The organism is Kitasatospora cathayae (genome assembly GCF_027627435.1).
GTDB lineage: Bacteria > Actinomycetota > Actinomycetes > Streptomycetales > Streptomycetaceae > Kitasatospora > Kitasatospora cathayae.
The window spans coordinates 60,506-82,158 of sequence record NZ_CP115452.1; the positions used below are offsets into that span (position 1 = coordinate 60,506).

General features: G+C 70.1%; 12 protein-coding genes and 1 pseudogene. 3 read left to right on the forward strand and 10 right to left on the reverse strand.

Annotated features, from left to right (window positions below):
• Positions 1-244: 244 nt before the first annotated feature.
• From O1G21_RS40770 to O1G21_RS40785, 4 genes are all read right to left on the reverse strand, one after another.
• Positions 245-667: an ATP-binding protein gene (locus O1G21_RS40770; RefSeq protein WP_270151764.1), complete on the reverse strand. Its 423-nt coding sequence runs from the start codon at positions 665-667 to the stop codon at positions 245-247.
• Between the two features lie 104 nt (positions 668-771).
• The gene (locus O1G21_RS40775) at positions 772-7,263 is read right to left on the reverse strand and encodes a type I polyketide synthase (RefSeq protein WP_270151765.1); all 6,492 of its coding nucleotides are present in this window, start codon (positions 7,261-7,263) and stop codon (positions 772-774) included.
• A gap of 79 nt (positions 7,264-7,342) precedes the next feature.
• Positions 7,343-8,629 carry a beta-ketoacyl synthase N-terminal-like domain-containing protein gene (locus O1G21_RS40780; RefSeq protein ID WP_270151883.1) on the reverse strand — a complete coding sequence of 429 codons (1,287 nt, stop codon included), beginning with the start codon at positions 8,627-8,629 and terminating at the stop codon, positions 7,343-7,345.
• Between the two features lie 223 nt (positions 8,630-8,852).
• Positions 8,853-9,071 (reverse strand): DUF5988 family protein, encoded by a 219-nt coding sequence (locus O1G21_RS40785; protein WP_270151767.1) that lies wholly within the window; start codon positions 9,069-9,071, stop codon positions 8,853-8,855.
• A gap of 625 nt (positions 9,072-9,696) precedes the next feature.
• On the opposite strand from O1G21_RS40785, the gene O1G21_RS40790 reads away from it, so the two are divergent.
• Positions 9,697-10,197, forward strand: coding sequence for an IPT/TIG domain-containing protein (locus tag O1G21_RS40790; RefSeq protein WP_270151768.1), 501 nt, complete (start codon positions 9,697-9,699; stop codon positions 10,195-10,197).
• 157 nt (positions 10,198-10,354) lie between these two features.
• Here O1G21_RS40790 and O1G21_RS40795 read toward each other — a convergent pair whose 3' ends face one another.
• The 3 genes and pseudogenes from O1G21_RS40795 to O1G21_RS40805 all read right to left on the reverse strand — a co-directional run bounded on the left by O1G21_RS40795 (position 10,355) and on the right by O1G21_RS40805 (position 14,010).
• Complete coding sequence (locus tag O1G21_RS40795) at positions 10,355-10,600, reverse strand: IPT/TIG domain-containing protein (RefSeq protein ID WP_270151885.1); 246 nt, start codon at positions 10,598-10,600, stop codon at positions 10,355-10,357.
• Positions 10,601-10,678: 78 nt separating this feature from the next.
• A pseudogene (locus tag O1G21_RS40800) lies at positions 10,679-11,119 on the reverse strand (IPT/TIG domain-containing protein); the annotation flags it as partial.
• Between the two features lie 2,147 nt (positions 11,120-13,266).
• The gene (locus tag O1G21_RS40805) at positions 13,267-14,010 is read right to left on the reverse strand and encodes an IPT/TIG domain-containing protein (RefSeq protein WP_270151769.1); all 744 of its coding nucleotides are present in this window, start codon (positions 14,008-14,010) and stop codon (positions 13,267-13,269) included.
• Positions 14,011-15,153: 1,143 nt separating this feature from the next.
• Between O1G21_RS40805 and O1G21_RS40810 the strand changes: the two genes are divergently transcribed.
• Both O1G21_RS40810 and O1G21_RS40815 read left to right on the forward strand, forming a co-directional pair.
• Complete coding sequence (locus O1G21_RS40810) at positions 15,154-16,635, forward strand: Mu transposase domain-containing protein (RefSeq protein WP_270151771.1); 1,482 nt, start codon at positions 15,154-15,156, stop codon at positions 16,633-16,635.
• Positions 16,636-16,992: 357 nt separating this feature from the next.
• The gene (locus O1G21_RS40815; RefSeq protein ID WP_270151772.1) at positions 16,993-17,415 is read left to right on the forward strand and encodes a hypothetical protein; all 423 of its coding nucleotides are present in this window, start codon (positions 16,993-16,995) and stop codon (positions 17,413-17,415) included.
• A gap of 425 nt (positions 17,416-17,840) precedes the next feature.
• Here the strand turns inward: O1G21_RS40815 and O1G21_RS40820 are convergent, their stop codons facing one another.
• The 3 genes from O1G21_RS40820 to O1G21_RS41955 form a co-directional block, all read right to left on the reverse strand.
• Positions 17,841-18,152: a hypothetical protein gene (locus O1G21_RS40820; protein WP_270151774.1), complete on the reverse strand. Its 312-nt coding sequence runs from the start codon at positions 18,150-18,152 to the stop codon at positions 17,841-17,843.
• 202 nt (positions 18,153-18,354) lie between these two features.
• Positions 18,355-18,879, reverse strand: a complete 525-nt coding sequence (locus tag O1G21_RS40825) for an ATP-binding protein (RefSeq protein ID WP_270151775.1) — start codon at positions 18,877-18,879, stop codon at positions 18,355-18,357.
• Positions 18,880-19,400: 521 nt separating this feature from the next.
• Positions 19,401-19,862: a beta-ketoacyl synthase N-terminal-like domain-containing protein gene (locus O1G21_RS41955; protein ID WP_405000863.1), complete on the reverse strand. Its 462-nt coding sequence runs from the start codon at positions 19,860-19,862 to the stop codon at positions 19,401-19,403.
• Positions 19,863-21,653 lie beyond the last annotated feature (1,791 nt).

The window sequence follows — 21,653 nt, forward strand, 5'->3', positions numbered from 1 at the left end:
TACAGCATGAAACAGAACCGCTCAAGGGGCGGAAACGTTTCTTTTTGGATGCCTCCATGGGAATTTCGGAGAGCGGGAACTCGCCCTCCCTCGCTCGGGACGCGGGGCTCACCGCCGCCCCGCTGGGATTGGGTCCCGACTTCACAGCATAACCATCGTGAATTCCGGGGATTCTTCAGAGCGTTGCGAGAACTGCATATTAAAGGACGCTCGAATCGCGCGCATATGAGGACGGCGGGCGGCCTCACAACGGCAGTCGGCAGGAAACCGTCTTGGTTCCGTCGAGATGGAGACGGTACGCCCATGCGCCGGCGATGCTCTCCACCAGAAGCAGCCCGCGTCCGCCTTCCTGACAGGCGGTTGCCCGGTGTGCCTGGGGAGCACTCGCGGAGCGGTCTCGGATACCGATCGCGAGCCACCGTTGCTCGAGTGCGATCGTCACCCTGATCGGCTGCTCGCTATCGGTGTGTTTGATCGCGTTCGTCAGAAGCTCCGTGGTCAGGAGTTCCGCGTCGTCGGTGAGGTGCGCCATCTCCCAGTGGATGAGAATGGCCTTCACGGCGTGGCGTACGGGCCGCACGCAGTGGGGCTCCGGCAACACGAACATGGTGAGGCGTCGCCCCTGCGTGTCATGCGCGTCCAGGCGTGGCAGGTCTGTCGAGGTCATGGTCGTTCCCTGTTCCGTCCCCCGGCGAAGGCGGAATCCCGTGCTTCGCGGTCAGGCAGTGGCTTGGCGCGCCGACGGCCCGGACTGAGCTCAAGAGTTCTTCCTCAGCGGTCCGTGTCGGCTGTGGAGTCCTGCGGCCGGTCCGACCGCGGCGAGCGGGGAGCGGTGAGCTCCACGGCTCGGGGCACGGCGTCGCCGGGGGAATCCGGTGCTGCGTCGGTGGTCAGGCCGATGCCGATGTGCTGTGCGAGGCCGTCGGCGAGAGCCGCCAGAGTGGGGTGGCCCGCGACGAAGTCGCCGGCGAGCCTGACGTCGAGCGAGGCTTCCAGTCGGGTTCGCAGTTCGATGCGGAGCAGGGAGTCGAACCCGAGCGCATTCAGCGGGGTCTGCGGATCCAGGGTGCTGGCCCCCAGCCGGAGGACGGTGCGGATGTGTTCGGCCAGGTAGTCCTCGAGGAGCGTGCGGCGGGCGAGGCCGGGCTCCGCAGCCCGCAGCTCGCGTCGGATGTCGCGCGCCGCGTCCTGGCCGACCGTCTGCGCGGAGGTGTCGGGCGCCTCGGGCGTGAGGAGGGCGAACAGCGATGACGGTCGGCCGGCCGGGGGGATCCAGGTGTCCGGCGGGCCGGGGATGACGCCGGTGCGTACGCGGCCGTGGGTCAGGAGTTCCGCGAGGGCCTCGAGTCCGTCGGCGGTGGGAATGGTCTGGTAGCCGCGGGTCGCGAAGTCGGTGGCGACCCCGGTCTCGCCCCAGGGGCCCCAGTTCACGGCCAACGTGGGCAGGTCCAGGGCGGTGCGCCAGGTGGCGAACGCGTCGAGCCATGCGTTGGCGGCCGAGTAGGCGCCCTGGCCCGGGTTGCCGAGCAGGGAGGCCATGGAGGAATAGAGAACGAACCAGTCGAGTGGCAGTCCGGTGGTGGCCTGGTGGAGACGCCAGGCGCCGGTGACTTTGGGACGCCAGACGCGTTCCAGCTGGTCGTCGGTGATGTTGGACACCGCGGCGTCGTCGAGGACCATCGCGGCGTGGATGACACCGCGCAGTGTCCCGCCGTCGGCGGTGGCTTCGGCCACCAGTCGCTCGGCGATGCCGGGCTGCGCGATGTCGCCGAGCACGACGCTGATGCGGGTCCCCTGTTCGAGCAGTCCGGCGAGGACCCGTTCGGTGTCGGCCGAGGGCGGTGTGCGTCCGTTGAGTACGAGGTGGGCGGCGCCCTGGCCTGCCAGCCATTGGGCCGTGGCGAGGCCGACGCCGCGCAGGCCTCCGGTGATGAGGTAGGCGCCGTCCGCTCGCACCGGCGAGGGCGGGTCGCGCAGTACGGCGGTGGTGTGGCCTTCGCCGGGTACGGTCAGGACCAGTTTGCCGATGTGCCCGGCACCGGCCATGAGGCGAAAGGCGTCGGCGGCCTGCGCGAGCGGGTAGGTCCCGCACGGCAACGGGGCCAGGCCGCCTCGGTCGAATTCGGCCAGGACCTCGCCCAGCAGCTCGGCGAAGGTGTCCGCGCGGGCGTTCTGGAGCTCGACGAGGTCGACCGTGCTCATGGTGATGTTGTGCCGTAGCGGTGCGAGACCCAGCGGGGTGTCGGCGAGGATGTCGCGCACCCCCAGCTCGACGAACCTGCCGAAGGGGCGCAGCGTTTCGAGTCCGGCCCTGATGGCAGGTCCGGAGAGGGAGTTGAGGACCACGTCGACGCCCTCTCCGGCGGTGGCGGCGCGGGTCTGCTCGGCGAAGTCCAGTGAGCGGGAGTCCATGACGTGCCGGACGCCCATCGCGCGCAGGTATCGGCGCTTGTCCTCGCTGCCGGCGGTGGCGAGCACCTCAGCGCCCAGGCGCCGCGCGACCGCGATCGCGGCCAGTCCCGTCCCGCCGGTGGCGCTGTGGATCAGGACACGCTCGCCGCTGGTGAGCCTGGCGACGTGGCGCAGCGCGTACCAGGCGGTGAGGTAGGCGATGGGCAGCCCGGCGGCCGTCTCGGCGGTCAGGCCCGCCGGGACGGGGGCGACGGCGGCGGCGGGCACGGTGGTGAAAGTGGTGAAGAGACCGCCTCGCACGTCGACGGCGAGGACTTCGTCGCCGGCGCGCAGGTGCCTGACGCCCGGTCCGACGGCGGTGATCACACCGGCGGCTTCGAAGCCGATCCGGTAGCCCGCTTCGTCGTCGGTCGCCAGCATGCCCATGGCGGTGAGCACGTCGCGGAAGTTCACGCCTGCGGCGTGGAGGCGCAGTTCGACCTCACCGGGGCCGGGAGCACGTCGTGCGGTGGTGGTCAGGCGCAGGGCGTCGAGGTCGCCGAGCCGCCCTGCGTGGAGCTGGAACCGGTCGGTGCCGTAGTGCACGGTTCGGGTGACGGCGGTGGCGCGTTCGGTTTCGGACAGGGGGGTGTAGGCCAGCCGGGCGATGTGGCGGGTGTCACCGCGCAGGGCGATCTCGTCCTCGGGGGGGTCGGTGAGGAGTTCGGCCGCGAGCCGGTGCAGGTCGACGTCGGCGGGGTCGGCGTCGACGAGGGTCGCTCGCAGCTCCGGGTGTTCGTGTGTCAGGACGCGCACCAGTCCGCGCAGGGCGCTCTGGGCGGGGTCGCAGGGCTGCCCAGGCTCCGCATCGTGGGCGGACCGGGTGACGGCGAACAGGCGTGTGGGCGCGCTGCGCGCGATCGCGCTCTGAGCGGCGGCGAGCAGGCGGCGGGTACGGTGCAGCGCGATCGCGGCGGCGTCGTCCTCGGGCGCGGACGGCGCGGACAGGAGGACCACGGTGCACGGCGCGGGTGAGGAGTCCCAGTGCCGGGCGATGGTCTGCTTGAGCGGCTGGAGGGTGGCGCTGTCGACGGGAGCGTCGAGGACTTCGGTGCGCGCTCCGGCGCGCTCGAGGGCGTCCGCCAGTGCCCGGGCGGATCCGTCCGCCTCGCCGATGACGAGCCAGGGTCCCGGGCCGGCCGGTTCGGGGTCCTCCCGGCGCGGCACGGGCTGCCAGCGGGTTTCGAGGAACCACCGGTCGACGGTCTCGTCGGCCCGCGAGCCGTGGCGTATGAAGCGCAGCGCGTCGATCTCGACGAGGGGGTTACCCGCCTCGTCCAGCAGCCGCACGTCTCCGATGATGCTGTCCGCGGCGCAATGGGTGAGCCGGGCGTGCGCGTAGCGGGCGTCCTCGGGGGCTGCGAGTATTCGCATGGCGCGCACATGGACGGGCAGCACCAGGCCGTGGCCCGGTTCGCGGATCAGGCCGGCGACGACGAGCTGGGCGCACAGGTCCAGGAGCACCGGGTGGATCCGTAGGCCGTGGCGGGCGGTGCGTGCCGACTCCGGCAGCGTCACGCGGGCCCAGAAGCCGTCGCCCTGGGCGGAAGTGCTCAGCTCGGTGATGCCGCTGAAGGCCGGACCGTGCTCCAGGCCTCGTGCGCGCAGACTCTCGTACAGGGCGCGCGGATCCAGGACGACGGGATGGTCGGCGGTCAGCGCGGCCACGGAGGACGCCGACGCCCGGGGGGCGTCGATGCGACGCAGAACCGCGGAGGCCTGCCGTACCCAGGTTCCGTTCCCGTCCTGACCGAAGACTTCGCAGTCGGCGCGGTCGGCGCCGGTCAGGGTGACGGTCGTGCCGATGGGCGTGTGGGCGTCGAGGTGCATCAGCTCGCGAAAGTGGATGTCGGTCGCTTCGACGTCGTGCGCGGCGCCGTGGAAGACCTCGCCGGCCGCGGTCAGGGCCAGGGCGCAATAGGCGGCGCCGGGCAGGACGGGTTGGCCGTGGACCCGGTGGTCGGTCATCCAGGGCAGGACGTCGGTGCCGGTGTCGGCGTGCCAGGTGTGGCGGGGTTGGTCGCCGGGCACCTCCGTGTGTGTGCCGGGCAGGGCGGCGGGCGCGCCTTCGGTGTGCCGGGAGGCCGCTCGGGGTGGGGTGACGTCGGTCCAGTGGGGCCGGCGGTTGAAGGTCAGCGCGGGCACGTCGGTCAGGCGGCCGCCGGCGTAGAGGCGGGACCAGTCGACGCCGACTCCCGCGCAGTGCAGGGCGGCGAGCTGTGTGCGGAAGGTGGTGCGGTCGTCTTCCCCCTTGCGCAGTGTCGGCAGGATCACGGGTTCGTGCACCAGGCCCGTCAGGCTCTGGGAGAGGGGGCGGGTGACGACGGCGTGGGGCGAGATCTCGAGGTACACCTGGTGGCGGTCGGCGGCGGCTGCGGCCACCGCGGCGCTGAAGCGTACGGGGCGGCGCAGGTTGGCGCACCAGTAGGCGGCGTCGAAGATCGGGGTGTCGCGGGGGTCGTCCAGGACGGTGGTGTAGAAGGGGATGGTCGGTCGGCTGGGGGTGAGCCCGGCGAGCGCGGCGGCGAGGTCCGCGAGCAGCGGGTCGACCTGGGGGCAGTGCGAGGCGACGTCGACGTCGATCATGCGTGCCACGACTCCGCGGGCCTGCCAGGTGGTGGTCAGGTGCCGGATGGCGGCCACGGTGCCGGCGACGACGGTCGAGTCGGGCGCGGCGACGACGGCCACGGACACCGTGTCGTCGCCGATGGCGGCGAGGTCGTTCTCGACGGTCGCGCTGTCGAGGCCGACGCTCACCATGGCGCCGGCTCCGGCGATCCGGGTGAGGAGAGCGGATCGTCGGCAGATGACGCGGACGCCGTCGGCCAGGGTGAGTGCTCCGGCGGTGACGGCGGCCGCGACTTCACCCATGGAATGGCCGATGACCGCGGCCGGCTCGGTCCCGTGATCGCGCCAGGCGGCGGCCAGGGCGACCTGCAGGGCGAACAACGCGGGTTGCACGTGGCCGCAGCCGCTGATGTCTTCGCGGTCGCGGACGGCTCGCAGAACGGAGAACCCGGTTTCGGCGGTGATCAGCGCATCGGCTTCGGCCAGGGTCTCGGCGAAGGCCGGCTCGTGGTGGAGCAGGCCGTGCCCCATGCCCTGCCACTGCGAGCCCTGACCGGAGAACACCCAGACGGGACGGCGGCTGACGCCCGCGCCCACGTGGCCGCGGACGACGCCGGGGTGGGCTCGACCGGCTTCGAAGGAACGCAGGGCGTGCGTCAGGTCACGGTGGGAGCCGGCCACCACGCCGAGCCGCCCGCGCCCGGGGGAGCGGCGCAGCGCGAGGGTGTGGGCGATGTCGTGCAGGGGGGTGGCGGCTCCCTCGGTCTCCAGCCAGCGGGCCAGGCGCGCGGCGGCGGTGGGCAGTGCGTCCGGGGAGCCGGCGGCCAGCAGGAACACGTGGGGCGGGGTGGCCTGCGCCCGCGATGGCGGGGCGTCGGTGGGGACGGCGGCCGCGTGTGTGGGAGCGCCGGCGGTGGGATCGCCGGGGAGGATGACGGTGCGGCGGCGGGCGGGAGCCTGTTCGAGGATCACGTGGGCGTTGGTCCCGGAGAAGCCGAAGGAGGACACCGCCGCCAATCGCGAGGCCGTCCGGGTGGGCCAGGCGGACAGGCTGGTGGGGACGAACAGGCGGGTGCCTTCGGCGCTGATGGCCGGGTTCCATCGGGTGAAGTGCAGGTTGGGCGGGACGAGCCCGCGCTGGAGGCAGAGCACTGCCTTGATCAGGCCGATGACACCGGCCGCCGGTTCCAGGTGGCCCACGTTCGTCTTCACCGAACCCAGCGCGCAGCGCCCCTGCCCCACGCCGTAGACCGCGGCCAGGCTGGAGAACTCGACGGGGTCGCCGACGGGTGTGCCGGTGCCGTGCGTTTCCACCAGGCCCACGTCGCGCGGGTCGGTTCCGGCTCGGGCGAGGGCCTGGTGGTAGAGGGCCTGCTGGGCCTCGGCGGAGGGCGAGGCCAGGACGTCGGAGCGGCCGTCCTGGTTGACGGCCGAGCCGCGGACCAGGGCCAGGATGCGGTCGTCGTCCCGTAGCGCGTCTTCAAGGCGTTTGAGGACGACGACGCCGCAGCCTTCGCCGCGGACGAAGCCGTCCGCGGCCGCGTCGAAGGTCCGGCAGCGACCGGTGGGCGAGAGCATCCCCATGCGGGCGAAGGACATCGTCGTCCTGGCGCCGAGCATGAGGGTGACGCCGCCGGCCAGCGCGAGATCGCACTCGTCGTTCCGCAGGGCTTGACAGGCCAGGTGGACCGCCACGAGCGAGGACGAGCACGCGGTGTCCAGTGCCACGCAAGGGCCCTGTAGGCCCAGCAGGTAGGAGATGCGCCCCGGGGCGACGCAGTGCCCGTTGGTCAGGATCGCGCCCTCGAGTTCACGGGGCTGGCCGGAGAGGGCCTCCATGTAGTCGGTGTAGCTCAGGCCCGCGAACAGTCCCGTCGAGGTTCCCGCCAGTCGCTCCGGGGGGAGTCCGGCGTGTTCGAGCGCCTCCCACGTCACTTCCAGGAGCAGCCGGTGCTGGGGGTCCAGAACGTCGGCCTCCTTGCCCGAGACCCCGAAGAAGTCGGCGTCGAAACCGGCGACGTCGCGAAGGTAGCCCCCCCACAGCGGCATCGGCCCGGCGGCGTGGGCCGGGGCGGCGGCCACGTGCCCCGCGCGGCTTATCGGCGGCTCGCCGACCGCGTCCTGGCCGGCTTCGAGCAGCCGCCACAGTGCGGCGGGCGAGTCGATGTCGCGGGGGAGTCGGCATGCCGTGCCGACGACGGCGATGTGCGTGTCAGCGGCTCTCGGGTTCTCTGCGTGGCCCATCACATGGTCTCCTACGCGCTTGCGCGAACGGGGTGGGGAGCGCTCGCCGTCCGGGGACGCGGCCGCCGGAGGCCAGGGGTCAGTCGACGTCCGAACTGCCCAGCAGGATCGCGCTTTTGACGCCACCGATCTGGTAGTTGCAGGTCAGTGCGTAGTCGAACTCCAGGTGCCGGGTGTGGACGCCGGGGACGGGATCGAAACAGATGTTGTCGGCCGGCTCCTCGCAGTTCGCGGTGGGGCACACCTCTCCCTGCTCCAGCATCAGGAGGGTCAGGGCGACGCCCAGAGCTCCCGCCGGGGCACCGTTGTGGCCGAAGCAGGCTTCCTGGGAGGTCATCAGGAGGTCTTCGACAGCGTCGCCGTAAAGCGTCCTGGCCGCGTTCGCCTCGAACGCGGTCACGACGACGTCGCCGTCGCTCCCGCCGTGGATGTAGGGGATCTGGTCGATCTCCCACCGGTCGCCGAGGCACTTGCGGATGGCGGCGACCAGTGACGCGCCGTTCTCGTCGCTCGCGAGCGGATTGGACAGGCCGTCGCGGGTCATACCGTGCGACAGGACCTGGCCGTAGGTGTAGGCCCCCCGTCGCTGGGCGCGGTCACGGCTTTCCAGCACCAGGGTCACCGATCCCTCCCCGTGGTTCACGCAGTCGGCCCGCCGGTCGTAGGGCCTCATGACCCGGTCGAAGGCCGGGAGGAGTTCGGGCATGCCGTCGACGCGGATGGAATCGTAGGCACGTTGGGCACCGTGCAGCAGACGCTGGACGTTCTGGATCACATCCACACCGAACACGTCGACGCCGGTGACGACGGCGAGGTCGATGTCACCGTCCGCGATCATGCGGCGGGCATTGCCGATCTGGACGGCGGAGGACGCACAGCCGCACGAGACGGTGAAGCAGGGGCCGGTCGTGCGCATCAGCGCCCCTTGGACCAGTGCCACGTCAGAAGGGGTGAGTCCCTGTTGAGCCCTGACGAACAGCTCCATCGCCTGGTGCGGGGTGGTGGTGCGCGCGTCGGCGTGCAGGACTTCGAGGTAGCTGGAGACGTTGGCGTCGATGCCCCCGCGCCCGACCAGGACGGCGGCGTCGGTGAGGTCACCGTCTCGGATGCTCAGTTGGGCGTCCGCGCAGGCTTCCACGAGGGACAGCAGCCCATAGCGGTGCGCGTTGGTGTAGTGCTGGGAGAAGATGCCGGGCAGGTCCGGCAGGCGCTCCGCGAAGGCTGTGTCCGGCAGATCGACGGAGCCGTAGTAGACGCCGTGGTGCTTCAGGCACGAGCGGCCGTTGGCGGCCACGTTCCAGACTTCGTCCGCGGTGAACAGCGGCTGCTCCTCGCCCGGCAGGCAGAACCCCATGCCGGTGACCATGGTGTCCCGCTCGCCGGGTGCGCCTCGTGGGCGCGCCCCGGAGGGCCCGCTCACGACGCGCACCCGGGAGTGCGGGGCGGACGCTCTTTCCGTACCGGTGCGGGAAGGTCGCTGATCATTGCTCACCTCGGGGTGTGGGGATGGGGTGTGGGACGGCGCCGCGTTGGTGTGCGGCTCCCGGGCCCGGCACCGGCGTCGGAAGCCGGGGAGACGGTGACGGGCGCTACTCGGCGATGGCGGTCCGGTACGACCACCGGTAGACGGGCATCAGTACGCCGCCGACGTCTTTGAAGTCCTGCGTGATCTCGAAGTGCTCATAGCCGTTTCCGCGAGGAATCGTCAACCGATCCACAGTGCTTCCGGATTTCACTTCCTGGATCTCAGGAATGTCACTCGGGCCGCCCTTGAGGAAGACGAGCAGACAGTGGGTCGTAAAACTCACCTCACCCATTCAAACCCGCCAAAGAATTCTTCTATGGGGATCAAGCATCCGATTGACGGCGCACAGTCTGAATACCCGCAGAGAAGGCGGGTTAACCCAGGAGGCTCAACAGCGCATGAAGTGTGCCAGGGGCGCACTCGCATCGCAGTCTGCAGATCGCAGGAGTGCCACAGAAGCCGTGATGTTATCTGAATAAAGCCCGGCCTGGAATCGCCGGCAAGAATAAATACGAAGAATTCGCCATGCTCTCCGGGCTGCGCCATGTCGTTTGCATAGTTGCAGGTCAGAGGGTCGACTGGGCCGACTTTCGCATGTTTTCTCCCCAGTTTCCAGGCGTTCTCACCATGATTCCTGCCTGGATCTTCGAGAACTCTTCGAGCGGTCGTCCGGGGAGGTGCTCGCTCGCGCTCACCTAAAATGCCCAGCGGCAAGTCTTTTGTCGTGACCTGCCCCCTTCGGTGAGGCGTCGAAGAGACTGTGCGCCCCCGATGTTGGCTTTGCTCCCGCCTTTATAGAATTTCCTATTGCCACCCGATGGCGGCCGAACCTACCGTGAGGGAAACGCCTCGTCGACTTGGCCACAATGGCCTTGTCTGGCGTTCGGAAATCGGAAAAGAGGAATCCCATGTCCCCGATTCTCCTCGCGCTCGTCCCCTCGCAGGGTCCGACGACCGGGGGTAACCCCGTGCTCCTGGTCGGCGCCGGACTGACCGGCGCGACGGCGGTCCTGTTCGGCGCCACCCCCGCGCTCAGCTTCACCGTCCAGTTCGACGGGGCCATCACGGCCGTGGCCCCGCCCGGGACCGGGACGGTCCCGGTCACGGTGGTCACGCCGTCCGGCACCAGCAACAACCTCAGCTACACCTACCAGGCGCCGGCCCCGCCGACCATCCTCGCGCTCGTGCCGCCGATCGGCCTGGCCACGGGTGGCCTGCCCGTCCTCATCGTGGGTCACGGCCTGTCCGGGGCGACGTCGGTCCTGTTCGGCGCCACCCCCGCCGCGAACTTCACCGTGCTGGGCGACGGCGCCATCCTGGCCGTCTCCCCGCCCGGAACCGGAACCGTCCCCGTCACGGTGACCACGCCCGCCGGCACCAGCAACGGCGCCTCCTACACCTACCTGTAGGACGGCGGCCGACCGCTGGTCCGTGCGTGACGTGATCCGGCGGGATGAGAACGGTGAGCTCCGACAGCAGCCGCGCTGTCGGAGCTCACCGTTTGTCAGGCGCTCGGTCGGAGACGGGATTCCGATGCCCGCGCCGCTCTCGGAAGTGGTGGTGACCCTAGATCGCCGGTGGGGCGGTGTAGGTGTAGGCGAGGCTGTTGCTGGTGCCGCCGGGGGTGGTCACCGTCACCTGCACCGTGCCCGAGCCCGTCGGCGTCGTGGCGACCAGGGAGCTGTCCGAGACGACGGTGAAGGCGGCCGGCGCGGATCCGAAGGTGACCGCGGTGGCGCCGCTCAGCCCGCTGCCCGTCAGCGTGACCGTGGTCCCACCGGAGGTCGGCCCCGCCGGGGGGACCACACTCACCAGTTGGGGGACGGGAACGTACGTGAACGCGACACCGTTGCTGGTGCCGCCGGGGGTGGTCACCGTCACCTGCACCGTGCCCGAGCCCGCCGGCACCGTCGCCGTGATCTGCGTGTCAGACACCACCGTGAACGACGAGGCCGCGACGGCACCGAACCGCACCGCCGTCGCCCCCGTGAACCCGCTACCCGTCAGCGTCACCACCGACCCCGCCGCCCCCGACGCCGGACTGACCGAAGCGAGCACCGGAACGGCGACCGCGTACGTGAACGCGACACCGTTGCTGGTCGCCCACCGCCACGCCACCACGGTCACCTGCACCGTGCCCGAGCCCGCCGGCACCGTCGCCGTGATCTGCGTGTCAGACACCACCGTGAACGACGAGGCCGCGACATCACCGAACCGCACCGCCGTCGCCCCCGTGAACCCGCAGCCCGTCAGCGTCACCACCGACCCCGCCGCCCCCGACACCGGACTGACCGAAGCGAGCACCGGAATGTTGTGATTGTGATCTATCATGACTTACTCCCATGGGCTGTACGGTCACCGAGTTGACGAATGTCGTGGGTGCGCAAGACGCCTGAAGCGTCGGCCACTTGCCCGGTGACGCGACGGGCGCCAAGGCGGGGAGCCCCGGTCGACGGAGGGATCATCGACCGGGGCTCGTCAGGGCTGGTGAGCCGCCGGGCGGCGCGACGGCCCCGCCCGAACCGGGGCTTGTGCCGACTCCCGACCGCCGTGTCGAGTGCGAGCGCGGGCAGCCGGCCATCAGAGCCCGGGCGGCGAGACGCGGATGAGTGCGCTCGCCTGGGGTCCCACCAGTGGTGAATGTCCTGGGCATCGGCGATCCCGGGTCCGGTGACGACCATCGGCCCGGCGTCCGCGAGCGGCGCGGGCGCAGCTTGGGTCAGAGTCGGCTGAGAGGTCGCCGGATTCGTTCTGGGGAACCCTCACCGACGAACCCCGAGGTCGGGCCCAGGTGGCCGGCACGACTACGCCCGACCGACCGGCGATCTCGTTATCCGGCTCGTGGGCAGTCGAGGTACGGCGTGGTCTGACGCCATGACATCTGGTCCGGTCGTGCGGTTGAGCAACGCGGGCCGACACGAAAGGACCCGTTCGTCCCCGTGAAGGCGATCATCACCGTTCGCCCGGGTCGCTGTCGTCGGGACGCTCGTCCGCGCGGCCGAAACGCCGTCCTCGGCCGATCCGACCTCGGCGCCTGTGTTTTCCACGGACCGACTCCGCCGAGCGCATCCTGCCGGAGTCCCGCTCACAAACGTGGTCGTAGGCGGCTACGGGCACACGTTCCGTCGTCAACGGTTCGTGTCCGGCCTGACTGCCTGCCAACACCGTGGGTACGTGCCATCCGAGCAGAAGCCCCCAGCACCACGCCGCTGAAATCCTCATTCGATGGGACGAGGGAGAGTAGCCGGCGGACCATCCGGTCCCCGTACGGGCCAGCAGACTTCGGAACCTTCGGATTGCTTGCATGACGCCTCCTGGCGTATGTAAGCCGCCGCATCTGCCGGCAACCGCTGAGACGGTGCCGGCAGATGGATCCAGGTCCTCCTCGGGGGTGCCCATCGCGAGCCGCACGTCACCGCCGCCTGAAGCACAGCGGGCGCCGGCTGCACGTTCCCCCGGGGAGGGATGGGCGGCCCGCCGGTTGGATACAGAAAAGTAATCCAGAGCCGTGAAATCGGTGACAAGCCTTCCGACCTGCTTTCACCCGCTTGGCTCAACGTCCGGCCACCTCCCGCAATACGGGAAATGGCCTATGTCGCAGCGCGCACAACCGACGCTGATCAGCGAAAACAGGCCTGTCCGTGCGAGATTTGCATGTTTATTCCCCATCCGGGAAGATCGCGACTTCCCTGCCTGCGGCCCAAGAGACGGAGCGACCGCGGATGCACGAATTCCCCACCTTCCGCTGTTCGGAATTGCTCATGCCGGCCGGGATGCACCGCGCGAAGCGTCCGGCCGGGATCCGGCGGCTGGGCACGGTCGACGCTCCGACCCGAGTGGACGCCGTCTCGGCTCTCGTGGAGGTGAGGTCCTGGAGTCGCGCCCCACGTGGCGGACGGCGATCCGTGGCCTGGGCGGTTCGCGCACCGGTTCACGGTCAGGCCGGGGTCGATCAGTCTCACAGCCGTGTCAGAGTCCTCGGCAGCCCGGTACCGGCCGAGTCGCCGACCTGCGCGTGCGACCGCGGCGAACGCGGTCTCCGGGCCGTTGACGCGGCTGTACATCTTGACGCTCCGGGAATCCAGCGCGCGGGTGCCCGGCTCGGAATCACGCCCGTTCTCGCGCCAAGTGTCTCGGAGGGCCGTCGAACTCGGGCGAACGTCTCCGTCCTTCGGCCAGGTGGGGAAGCGTCGGTGGACGGTCTCCCATGGAGCGAAGTCGTGCGGAAGGTGGTGCCGGGGACGCCGGTGCGGTCGACGTGCCGGATCGCTTCCATGATGCGACGACGGCCACGCTCTGCGAGCGCACCGCTCGTGTCGCGCGATCAGGCGGCCACCCCGTTCTTCCGGAACCGGCCGAGGAATCGGGCACCGGGTGCGGTGAGACGGGATCTGCCCGGGCGAGACCCATGACGGTCCCGCCCGGGCAGACGGCCTCGTCGGCCACGCGGTTCAGGCGTCAGCGCCTGACTGCTTGGCTCAGATCCCCGGGCCCGCGAGGTACTGGAACGGGGTCGCGGCGGTCGCGCTGCCGGCCGTGTTGGTGACCACGAGGTTGGCCGGCCCGGCAGCACCGGGCGGCGTGACGGCGGTGACGGTGGTGTCGCTGACGACGACGAACGGGGCCGCCGCGCCACCGAAGGTGACCGATTGGGTGGTGCTCAGGGAGGTGCCGGTGATGGTCACCGGGGTACCGCCGGAGGTCGGACCCGAGCCGGGGACGAAAGCGGTCACGGTGGGCACGTCCACGTAGGTGTAGGTGAAGCCGTTGTTGGTTCCGCCCGCGGTGGTCACGCTCACCCCGACGGATCCGACCGCCGCGCCCGCGGGCACGACGACGGTGATCACACCGTCGCTGACGACGGTCGGCGTGGCGGTGTTGGCCCCGAAGTTCACCGCGGTGGCGGTCGACAGCCCCGTACCGGTGATGGTGATGACGTTGCCGCCCGCCAGCGGCCCGGAGCTGTCGCTGAGCGAGGCCTTGAACGGCGCGCCGACGTAGTAGAAGTTCAACGGGTTGCTGGTGCCGCCCGGGGTGGTCACGGTCACCTGGACCACCCCGCTGCCGGAGGGGGAGATGACGGTGACCGAGGTGGCCGTGTTGGCGGTGATGGTGGCCAGCTTGGAGCCGAAGTGCACGGCCGTGGCCCCACCGAGGTTGGTGCCGGTGATGACGACGCTCTGTCCGCCGCTGGTCGATCCCTGGTTGGGGGAGATGGGCACGACTGCCTCCTTGAACGAGGCGAGGTGAACCGCGCACCGTGCGTGCTCAGGAAGGGTCACAGGCCACGCACGGTGCGGGTCGGACCAGGCCCCGGCGAGGGCGAAGGGACGGCCGAGGCGGTGAGCCGGGCGCCGGCGGGCCGGTCCACGGGTGTGGCCGGGCCGCATTCCGGGCGTGAGGGCGAGACGGTCCTGGACGACTGTCGCCGGTTGCGGTGGCGGGCGGATCGTTCACGCCCCTGCCAGGAGAGCCCACGGCGCCACCGGTAGTGACCGGCCATACGGCAGGCCGACGCCCCACTCCCCCGGAGAGGATGGGCGACCCACCGGATTGGACGCTCCTAGTAACCCATTGAGATGACAAGCAGGCAAGGCGCTTGACATCACATCACCCGATTGGCCGCGCGTACGACTGGGGCGTGTGGCCCGCCTCCGGCGATCGCTCTCACTCCTCGCCGGTGGGACCAGGGCGCCCTCCTGGCGGGTTGCGCCGATCTGCACGGCTGCCGGTGGTGACGGTGGGTCAGAGCCGCGTCGGCACGGGAACTGCCCGACGCCGAGCGCCAGGAGCCTGCGCGTGCTTCTGGTGCGCGGCGCGGAAACCTGCGAGGCGTCAACCGTTGCTGACGTCCGCCCGGGTCGGCGTCGGGCATGGGAGCGGACGGGGGGCGCGCGGGTGAGCGTGTACACCGGCATATGCCAACGGCCACTTCGCCGAGCGGCGGTCGCCGGTAGGACAACCGTCCGGGGGCCGTCCCCGCGCGCGCCCGGCGGGATGGACGCGGTCGCGTGACGGCTGTCGGACCCATGTCGGCCTGAAATTCCAGGGAGAACCGCGAGCACCTCGCACCCCACAGAGGTCTATGCCAGTTGGCCTCCATTGCGCGCTTGCGAACATTTTCAAGCGCTCAGCGGTGGAGATCCGGCCAGTCTTTGGCCGATCTCCGTGTGCGACTTGACGCGGCATGCATGGGGCCTTTGCCAATTGATGGCAGTGCTGTTCGCTCACTCAAATTGCACAGCAATCGGCGATGTCTTGCAGAAACCTTTCTTCTCCCGCTCGCTGGCTTCGTGTATATTTCCTGGCTTCCCATGGGTCCCATGAGGGAGCCGCAACCCATATCGGAGCCTGGTAGGAGTGGAATGCTGACCGGAGAGGAATACATCAACATCTGCGCCCTGCGATCCCGCGGATTGTCCATCGCCGCAATCGCCCGTCTCCTTGGCCGCGACCGCAAGACCGTCAGCTCCTATCTGAGCGGGAAGCGCACAGTCGGAGTCCGCTGCTCCGGCAGAGACGAGTTCGAGCGGTTCATCCCCTACTGTCGCCAGCGGCTGCAGGACGATGCCCACTTCCAGGCATCGGCGCTGTTCGCCGAACTCGTCGATCTCGGCTACAACGGCGGCTACTCGACCTTCACCCGCGCTCTGCGGACCCATCAGCTGCGTCCCCGGTGCCCGCTGTGCCAGCGTCCCCCTCGCACCCGCCCCGGCCGGCAGGACAACGCGGAGGAAGTGCACTTTCGCTGGTTCGTCTTCTCCGACCCCCCTGCGGACTGGGGTAACACTCATGCCTGCATCCTGGTGGGACGCTTGGCCCCCTCCCAGCGCTGGAGCGCAGTGCTTACGGAGCAGATCGATCTCGGCCACCTGGTCGACTCCGTCGACCGGGTCCTGCGCCAGTTCGGCGGAACCGGCTGGCGCTGGCGCTTCGACCGGACGCAGCCGATCCACTGCCCGGGAGGTGGCAAACTGACCACGGCGCTGGGCAAGGTCGCGAAGCACTACGGTGTCGTCGCGGATCTCAGCCCGGCGCGCCGGGACGCCGACGACGAGGCGATCGGGCAAGCGCTCGTTCTGTGGTGGCAGACCATCGGCGCGGACACCGGCCTGCTGGAGGCGCAGGAGAGCCTCGACCGGCTGGCCGGGCTCATGGACGCTCGCCGGACCTCGGCGAGGGGTGGCCACGACGGGTACACCGCGCCCGCTGCGCCGGTCCTGCTCGCCCTCCCCCATGACCCGTACCCTGCCAAGCTCAGCGTGGCTCGCGCGGTCTCGGCCAACAGCATGGTGTCCTACCGGGGCAACCTCTACGCGGTTCCACGGCATCTGCACGGTCACGCCGTGGAAGTGCGTCGAAGGCTCGGTGATCCCTTTCTGGCGATTGCGACTCCTCGCGGAAGGCTGATCGTTCAGCATGCACTGGCGCCCGACGGTGCCAGCCTGTCGGTTATCGGCCACCGGCACGGGATCAGCCTCGAACGCCCGCTCCCGGTACCGAGGCCGGCCTGCCACAGCAGGATGTACAGTCCGCCGTCCCCCGAAGCGCTCGCGGCGGCGGAGGCGCTCCGACAGGACGCCCGTCAGGAGGACGGATTAGAGCCCGGCCAACGGGCTGACGGTTCGCCGGGGCGGCCCGGCCGATCCTGGCGGTGGACGGGCGTTCTCGATCGGATCCGGAAGGAGCCGACCGAGGGTGACGAGCGCGTTTGCTCCGAGGCCGTGATCCACCTCGCGGCGCATCGGCAGCATGCCCCGACGACCTACCGGCGAAGCCACACCAACCTGGCGTGGCACCTGGACGGGACATCACGGAACCGGCAAGAACCGTCTGAGGGGGCATAGCGCGTACGCCCCGGCGTTGGACATGAGCACATCCAGTGTGAGGTCCAGCGTGTGGGTCGGCGGCGGCTGTCCGGCGCCGGGCAATCTCACGGACCGGCGACAATCGAAATGCCGGGAATAACCGAACTCCCCATCCCGCCTTCCAGGCCTCTGACGCCGGTCTTCCCTACGGTGACCCGGATGGAGTAGCGCAAAGTTGTATGAAGACTACTAGATTCGCCTTCGATTGCCGGAACGTCGATTCTCCGCACCACCCTGCCGGTCTGCGCGCCCTGCCGCCCACCCTTGGCGGTGGATTACGTTCCGTTCATGCCAGCGTCCCGTCGGCATGAACTCTTCTTTTCGGAGGGGATTCGGATGACCCGCCATCATCTTGCCGCCGGCGTCGTCGCCGTCGCCGTCGCATCCGGGGCCGCCCTCGCCCTCGCCCCCGCGGCACAGGCCGCGGAAGCTCCCGGGCTCCCGGTGCCGGCGTGTGCCGCCGATCTCAAGGCCGCGCTCGACAGCAACGCGGCGGCCCTCGACGCCGACTCCGTCGGCGACACCGCCGACGCTCGCACCCACAACCTCCGTACCCTCGTCATCCTGGCCGGAGCGAGGCTGGACTGCTTCTGCCAGCCGGCCCAGGTCCACGCGGACATCATCGCCGCGGCGACCGACGGCGTCCATGCGGCGGTGTCCAACGCGATCGGCGACTCCGCCGCCGCGCTGAACAGCGAGGACTCCGTGGCGGCCGAGTTGACGGACGCGCTGGAGGTTGTCGCGTATGCCGAGGTGTGAGGTCCCGCGGCACACGGGTGCTCGTTGTCGACCTGCTCGGATGTGGGGCCTCGGGGGTTGGGCCGCGGCGTGAAGCTGTCCGTCGAGTGGACGATGAGCCCTTCCCCGGGGTGGTGGAGGTTCAGTTCACGGACGCGGCGGGACGGCGTCGACCACCGCATCCCCGGGTACGCCGAGCGCGTTCTCCAGGTGGCCCGGCAAGGCGCCGGCGTCCTGCGTGGGCTATCGGCCCGCTCCCCGGCGGACGCCGTCACCAGCGCACTCGCCGACGCCGCGTATCGCCGAGACGCGCAGCACATGGCATACGACCGGCTGACCGAAGAGGCACGACGACACCCCGCCGAAGGCAGCCGGGCCGCACGACCGACCACGGATGGCAGCACCCGCCGGCCGACGCCCCTTACGCCTGGCTCCGGACAAGCCTGTCACCGCTGGAGCTCGCCGAACAGATCCCGCTGCATGACGCAGTCCACGAACATGACGTTCTCGCTCAAACCCGTGAGCAGATCGAGGACAGCGGCGAGCGGCTGGTACTCCCCGCGGGTGGCGGGGCGCTCACCGCAGGCCTTCAAATACTCCCAAAGCGCGTGGAAGTAGTCCTCGAGCTCCAGACGTGCGTCGAACTGCGCGCTGAGCTTTTCGGGATCGAGGCGACGCAGGGCGTCGCGGTCGAGCTGGGTCACCGAGTTGATGATGCCGTTGACGACCTCACGGCTCTCGGTGTTTGAGCTGGGCATGGATTCTCCTAACGATGTGCGCAGTCGAAGATCGGGGCTCGACGCTCGACGCGCCGCCCGGCCTGGTCGGATCGGGGCGCCCGCACGCCGGCGGACGGAACCGGTGGCGGGTCGCGTTCGGGAACACCGTGTCTAGCCCCGGAGCACGGCTTGCCGGCCGGGCGTCGGCAACCGCGGGTGGCCGGCGACCGCCCCTGAACGGTCAGCACGCGGCGCTCCGACCGGACAGCGGGACGGCGGCCCACACCGAGCAGCTGCCGTCCGTGCTCAGCCGCATCCCCCACTCCTGCGAGTAGCCCGCGACGAGCGCCAGGCCTCTGCCGTGCTCCTCGTCCGGCGTGGCGCGGTGCAGCCGCGGCACCGCGGAGGTCCTTCCCTGATCACGGACCTCCAGCAGGAGCCGGTCCGCGGTCCGGCGCAACCAACCGGTGATGTGTGCGCTGTTGGAGTGCTTGAGGGCATTGGCGACCAGTTCGGAGATCACCAGCAAGGCGGCGTCCCGGGCATGGTCGGCCCGAACATCCTCGGCATCCAGCCACAGCGCTGCCAGCCGCCGGGAGACCGGTACCGCGTGACCGAGAGATGGCAGCCTGAAGGACAGCGGACGGCCCCTGACCCAGTGGCTCAGGACATCCTCGGCGAGAGCTCCCGTCGGCCGTCCGTTGATCTCTGCGGTGGTCAGTGGAATCTCCTCCTCGGTGAGCGGCGGGCTCGCTTCTCGGCTCACGAGCCGAAAGCGGCTGCCGATACGACTGCTCGCGGCTTCGCGTCTCAGGCCGCGCCCGGTGCATGAGAACCATTCCCTCCGGCGAGCGGGCGGCTCCCCGTCCGCTCGACGCCGGTCCATGCGTTCTCCACGGCTGATGGCTCACGTTTCGCCGGGAAGGCTCCTCGGTCCGTCCAGGGCTGCTCTCCCACCGGGGGTCGGAGCAGCCGGCCGAGTGGGCGCGGACTGGTGGAAGTAAATCAGAAATAGACTATCCGCAGGGGAGTGATCCGTTCAAAAAATGGGGGCGTGTTTATGTAATGCAGCGCCTAGTATGACGGTAAGAAGAGTTCGTACCGCCGGAGATCTGGCGGAGTGAACTTGGCTCGTTTCGTTCACTCAAGTCCGAGTGTCGCAGCGAATGGCGAGCAGCCAGGGCCATTGATTCTGGTCTTCGGTGGAGCTTTTTGGGCAGGTTTTCTTCCGGGTGTACGAGGACAGCGGCGACTCGCTCATGGAATTCCGCACCGGCCTGGCCGAAATCAGCCGTTCCGCTTGTGTCGTTGCGGCCGGGAAGCGTCCGGCCCGCCGACCGCCGCCCAGGCGTCCGGCCGACGAGGAGAAGCCGGGCAGGCCGCCTGCAGGCGATCGGAGAGCGGAGGCACCGTCGACGGGCAGGCGGGCAGCACCGTGGCCCTCGAGGAACCGCGCCGGCTGGGCGGCATCCGGCGCCGTTTCCCCGCTGGAGGCTGTCCGAGCGCGAGGTGCGCCTTGGTGCCCGTGCTCAGGACGACGACTTCACGGTCTTCGCCGCGGACGGCGTCGTCAGCGGCGGCGTCGAACGTCCTGCGGCGGCCTGTCGGGGACAGCGTGCGCGTCCTCGAGAACGATTTCGCCGTCCGGTCGCTGATCGTCAGTGTGGTCCCGGGGGCCGGCGCGGGGCCGTGCTCGCGCTGGCCGAGTGCCTGACCGGCCGGATGCAGAGCGACCGCCGAGGGCGGAATCCGGCCAGCGGCCTACGCCCGCGCGTATGCCCGCCCGGAGAGAGAGCTTCTGCCGGCTCTCGCGGAGACGAGCCTTTGAGCTGCCACGGGCCGGCGCGATGAGAATCGCACCGGCCCGCGTATCCAATTCCTCAACCGGGGGTACGGCAACGCCTCCCCAACGATTAGGCACAAGCCGGAAGCGCTGGCAGACACGGCGGCTGCTTATCCCCCGGAGAGGATGGGTGACCCACCCGGTTCGGATGTACCCAGTTACCCATCGAGCCGAAATAGCCGCAATCCCCTGCCCGGTCGATTCACCCGTATGGCCGAGCGTGCCGGAAATGCAAGCCACCTGTTCGGCCGGACTGGAGGACAAGGTGCCCCGCAGGAGGCAACGACGTACCACTGGAGAATCGAGACTATCCGAAGATGGCGCCAAGATTCTCAGTCGCAGCGCACGTCCGGTCTTCTCTACGCCGGTTCGATTGCATTTTGACCGGTCTTCGGCAAAGCCAGACTTTGAGAGTGCACGCACTGACTTTGGGAAAACCGCACGCGGCCCGCCACCCGTGGCACCCCCGGGAGGGCACCCGCGCAGGGCCTGCAATCGGCGATGACGACGGCGGCTCCGCAGGCGTTCTCCGGTCCGGTCGCGGGAACGCACGCAGGTCCCCGCTTCCCGGTCGGCCTCCGGCGCCGGGGGCGACCGGCGGACCGGCGGAAAGGCGGACACGAGGAGGGATTCCACGGTGGCGTCTCGCAGGCCCCGGTCGCGTTGTGGCGACCATGCCGGTCTTCTCCGCATCAGGTCGGCCGTCCCGCCGCGGAACGGGATCAGACGCCGCGACGGTCGCGGGGGGCACGTCGCGGAGCCCGCTCCGGTGCCCGCGCGCCCGGTCGGCGCTTCCTCGACCGGTGCCCTCCGGGCGGGCGGCTTCGGCGGCGTCCTGCCGGCGCTGACCGGCAAAGGCGGTGCGGGCCGCCGGCGGAGCCTCGTCGGCCCAGGCACGGGTCCGTTCCCGCTCAAGTCGGCGAGCGGCAAGCCGTCGGCGAAGGATGGTTCCCTCCGACTCGTCGCCCTCCGTCGCCGGCCGGTCCGAGGGTCCGCTCGGAGCGGCCGATGGCGTGATCCGTCGGTGGACGGGCGTGGACCGCGCCGTGAGCGGGTCTCTCGGGGGTGGCGCGTCCGACTGGTGAGGCGCGTTCGACTGGTGACCGGACAGCTCCCACCGCTCCCGAAGTCGACGGCAGGCGGCAGCGGCGGCGGCGGGACCGCAGGAACGACAGGTCTGCGGATCCTCGACGTCACGGACGACCAGGGGCCCGCGGCAGAGTGCGCACTCGGGGCTTCGGACCGGCCTGGTCCCTGTGACCGTCTCGCTTGCCCGGTCGACGACCCGGATCAGCCAGGGAAGCGGGGAGACCACCGAAGACCAGGGCACTGCACCGACCGGCTCCCTGCGGCGCGCGAACTCCCACGCCGACTCGAGAGCTTCGAGAATCACGGCGCCATGGACATCGGGGGATGTGCTGTAGTCGGCGAATGTCGCAACGATGTGCTGAGCGAGAAGGTCGAGCTGTCGCTCGGTCAGCCGGTCCGCCAGTTGCCTCGGCAGGCGTCCGAGAGCCGATGACGCGGCTCGCTGTCCCCATCGCCTCTGTTCGTCGGTCATCGACTGGATCATCTTCCGGTCGGCTTGCCATCTGCCGTGCCCTGCCGGGCCTGCTCCGCCCCCCGTGGCTCCCGCCGCGCGTCCTCGCGTGCGGGTGCGCGCGGTTTCCGGTTCGCGGGACGAACAACCACCCACG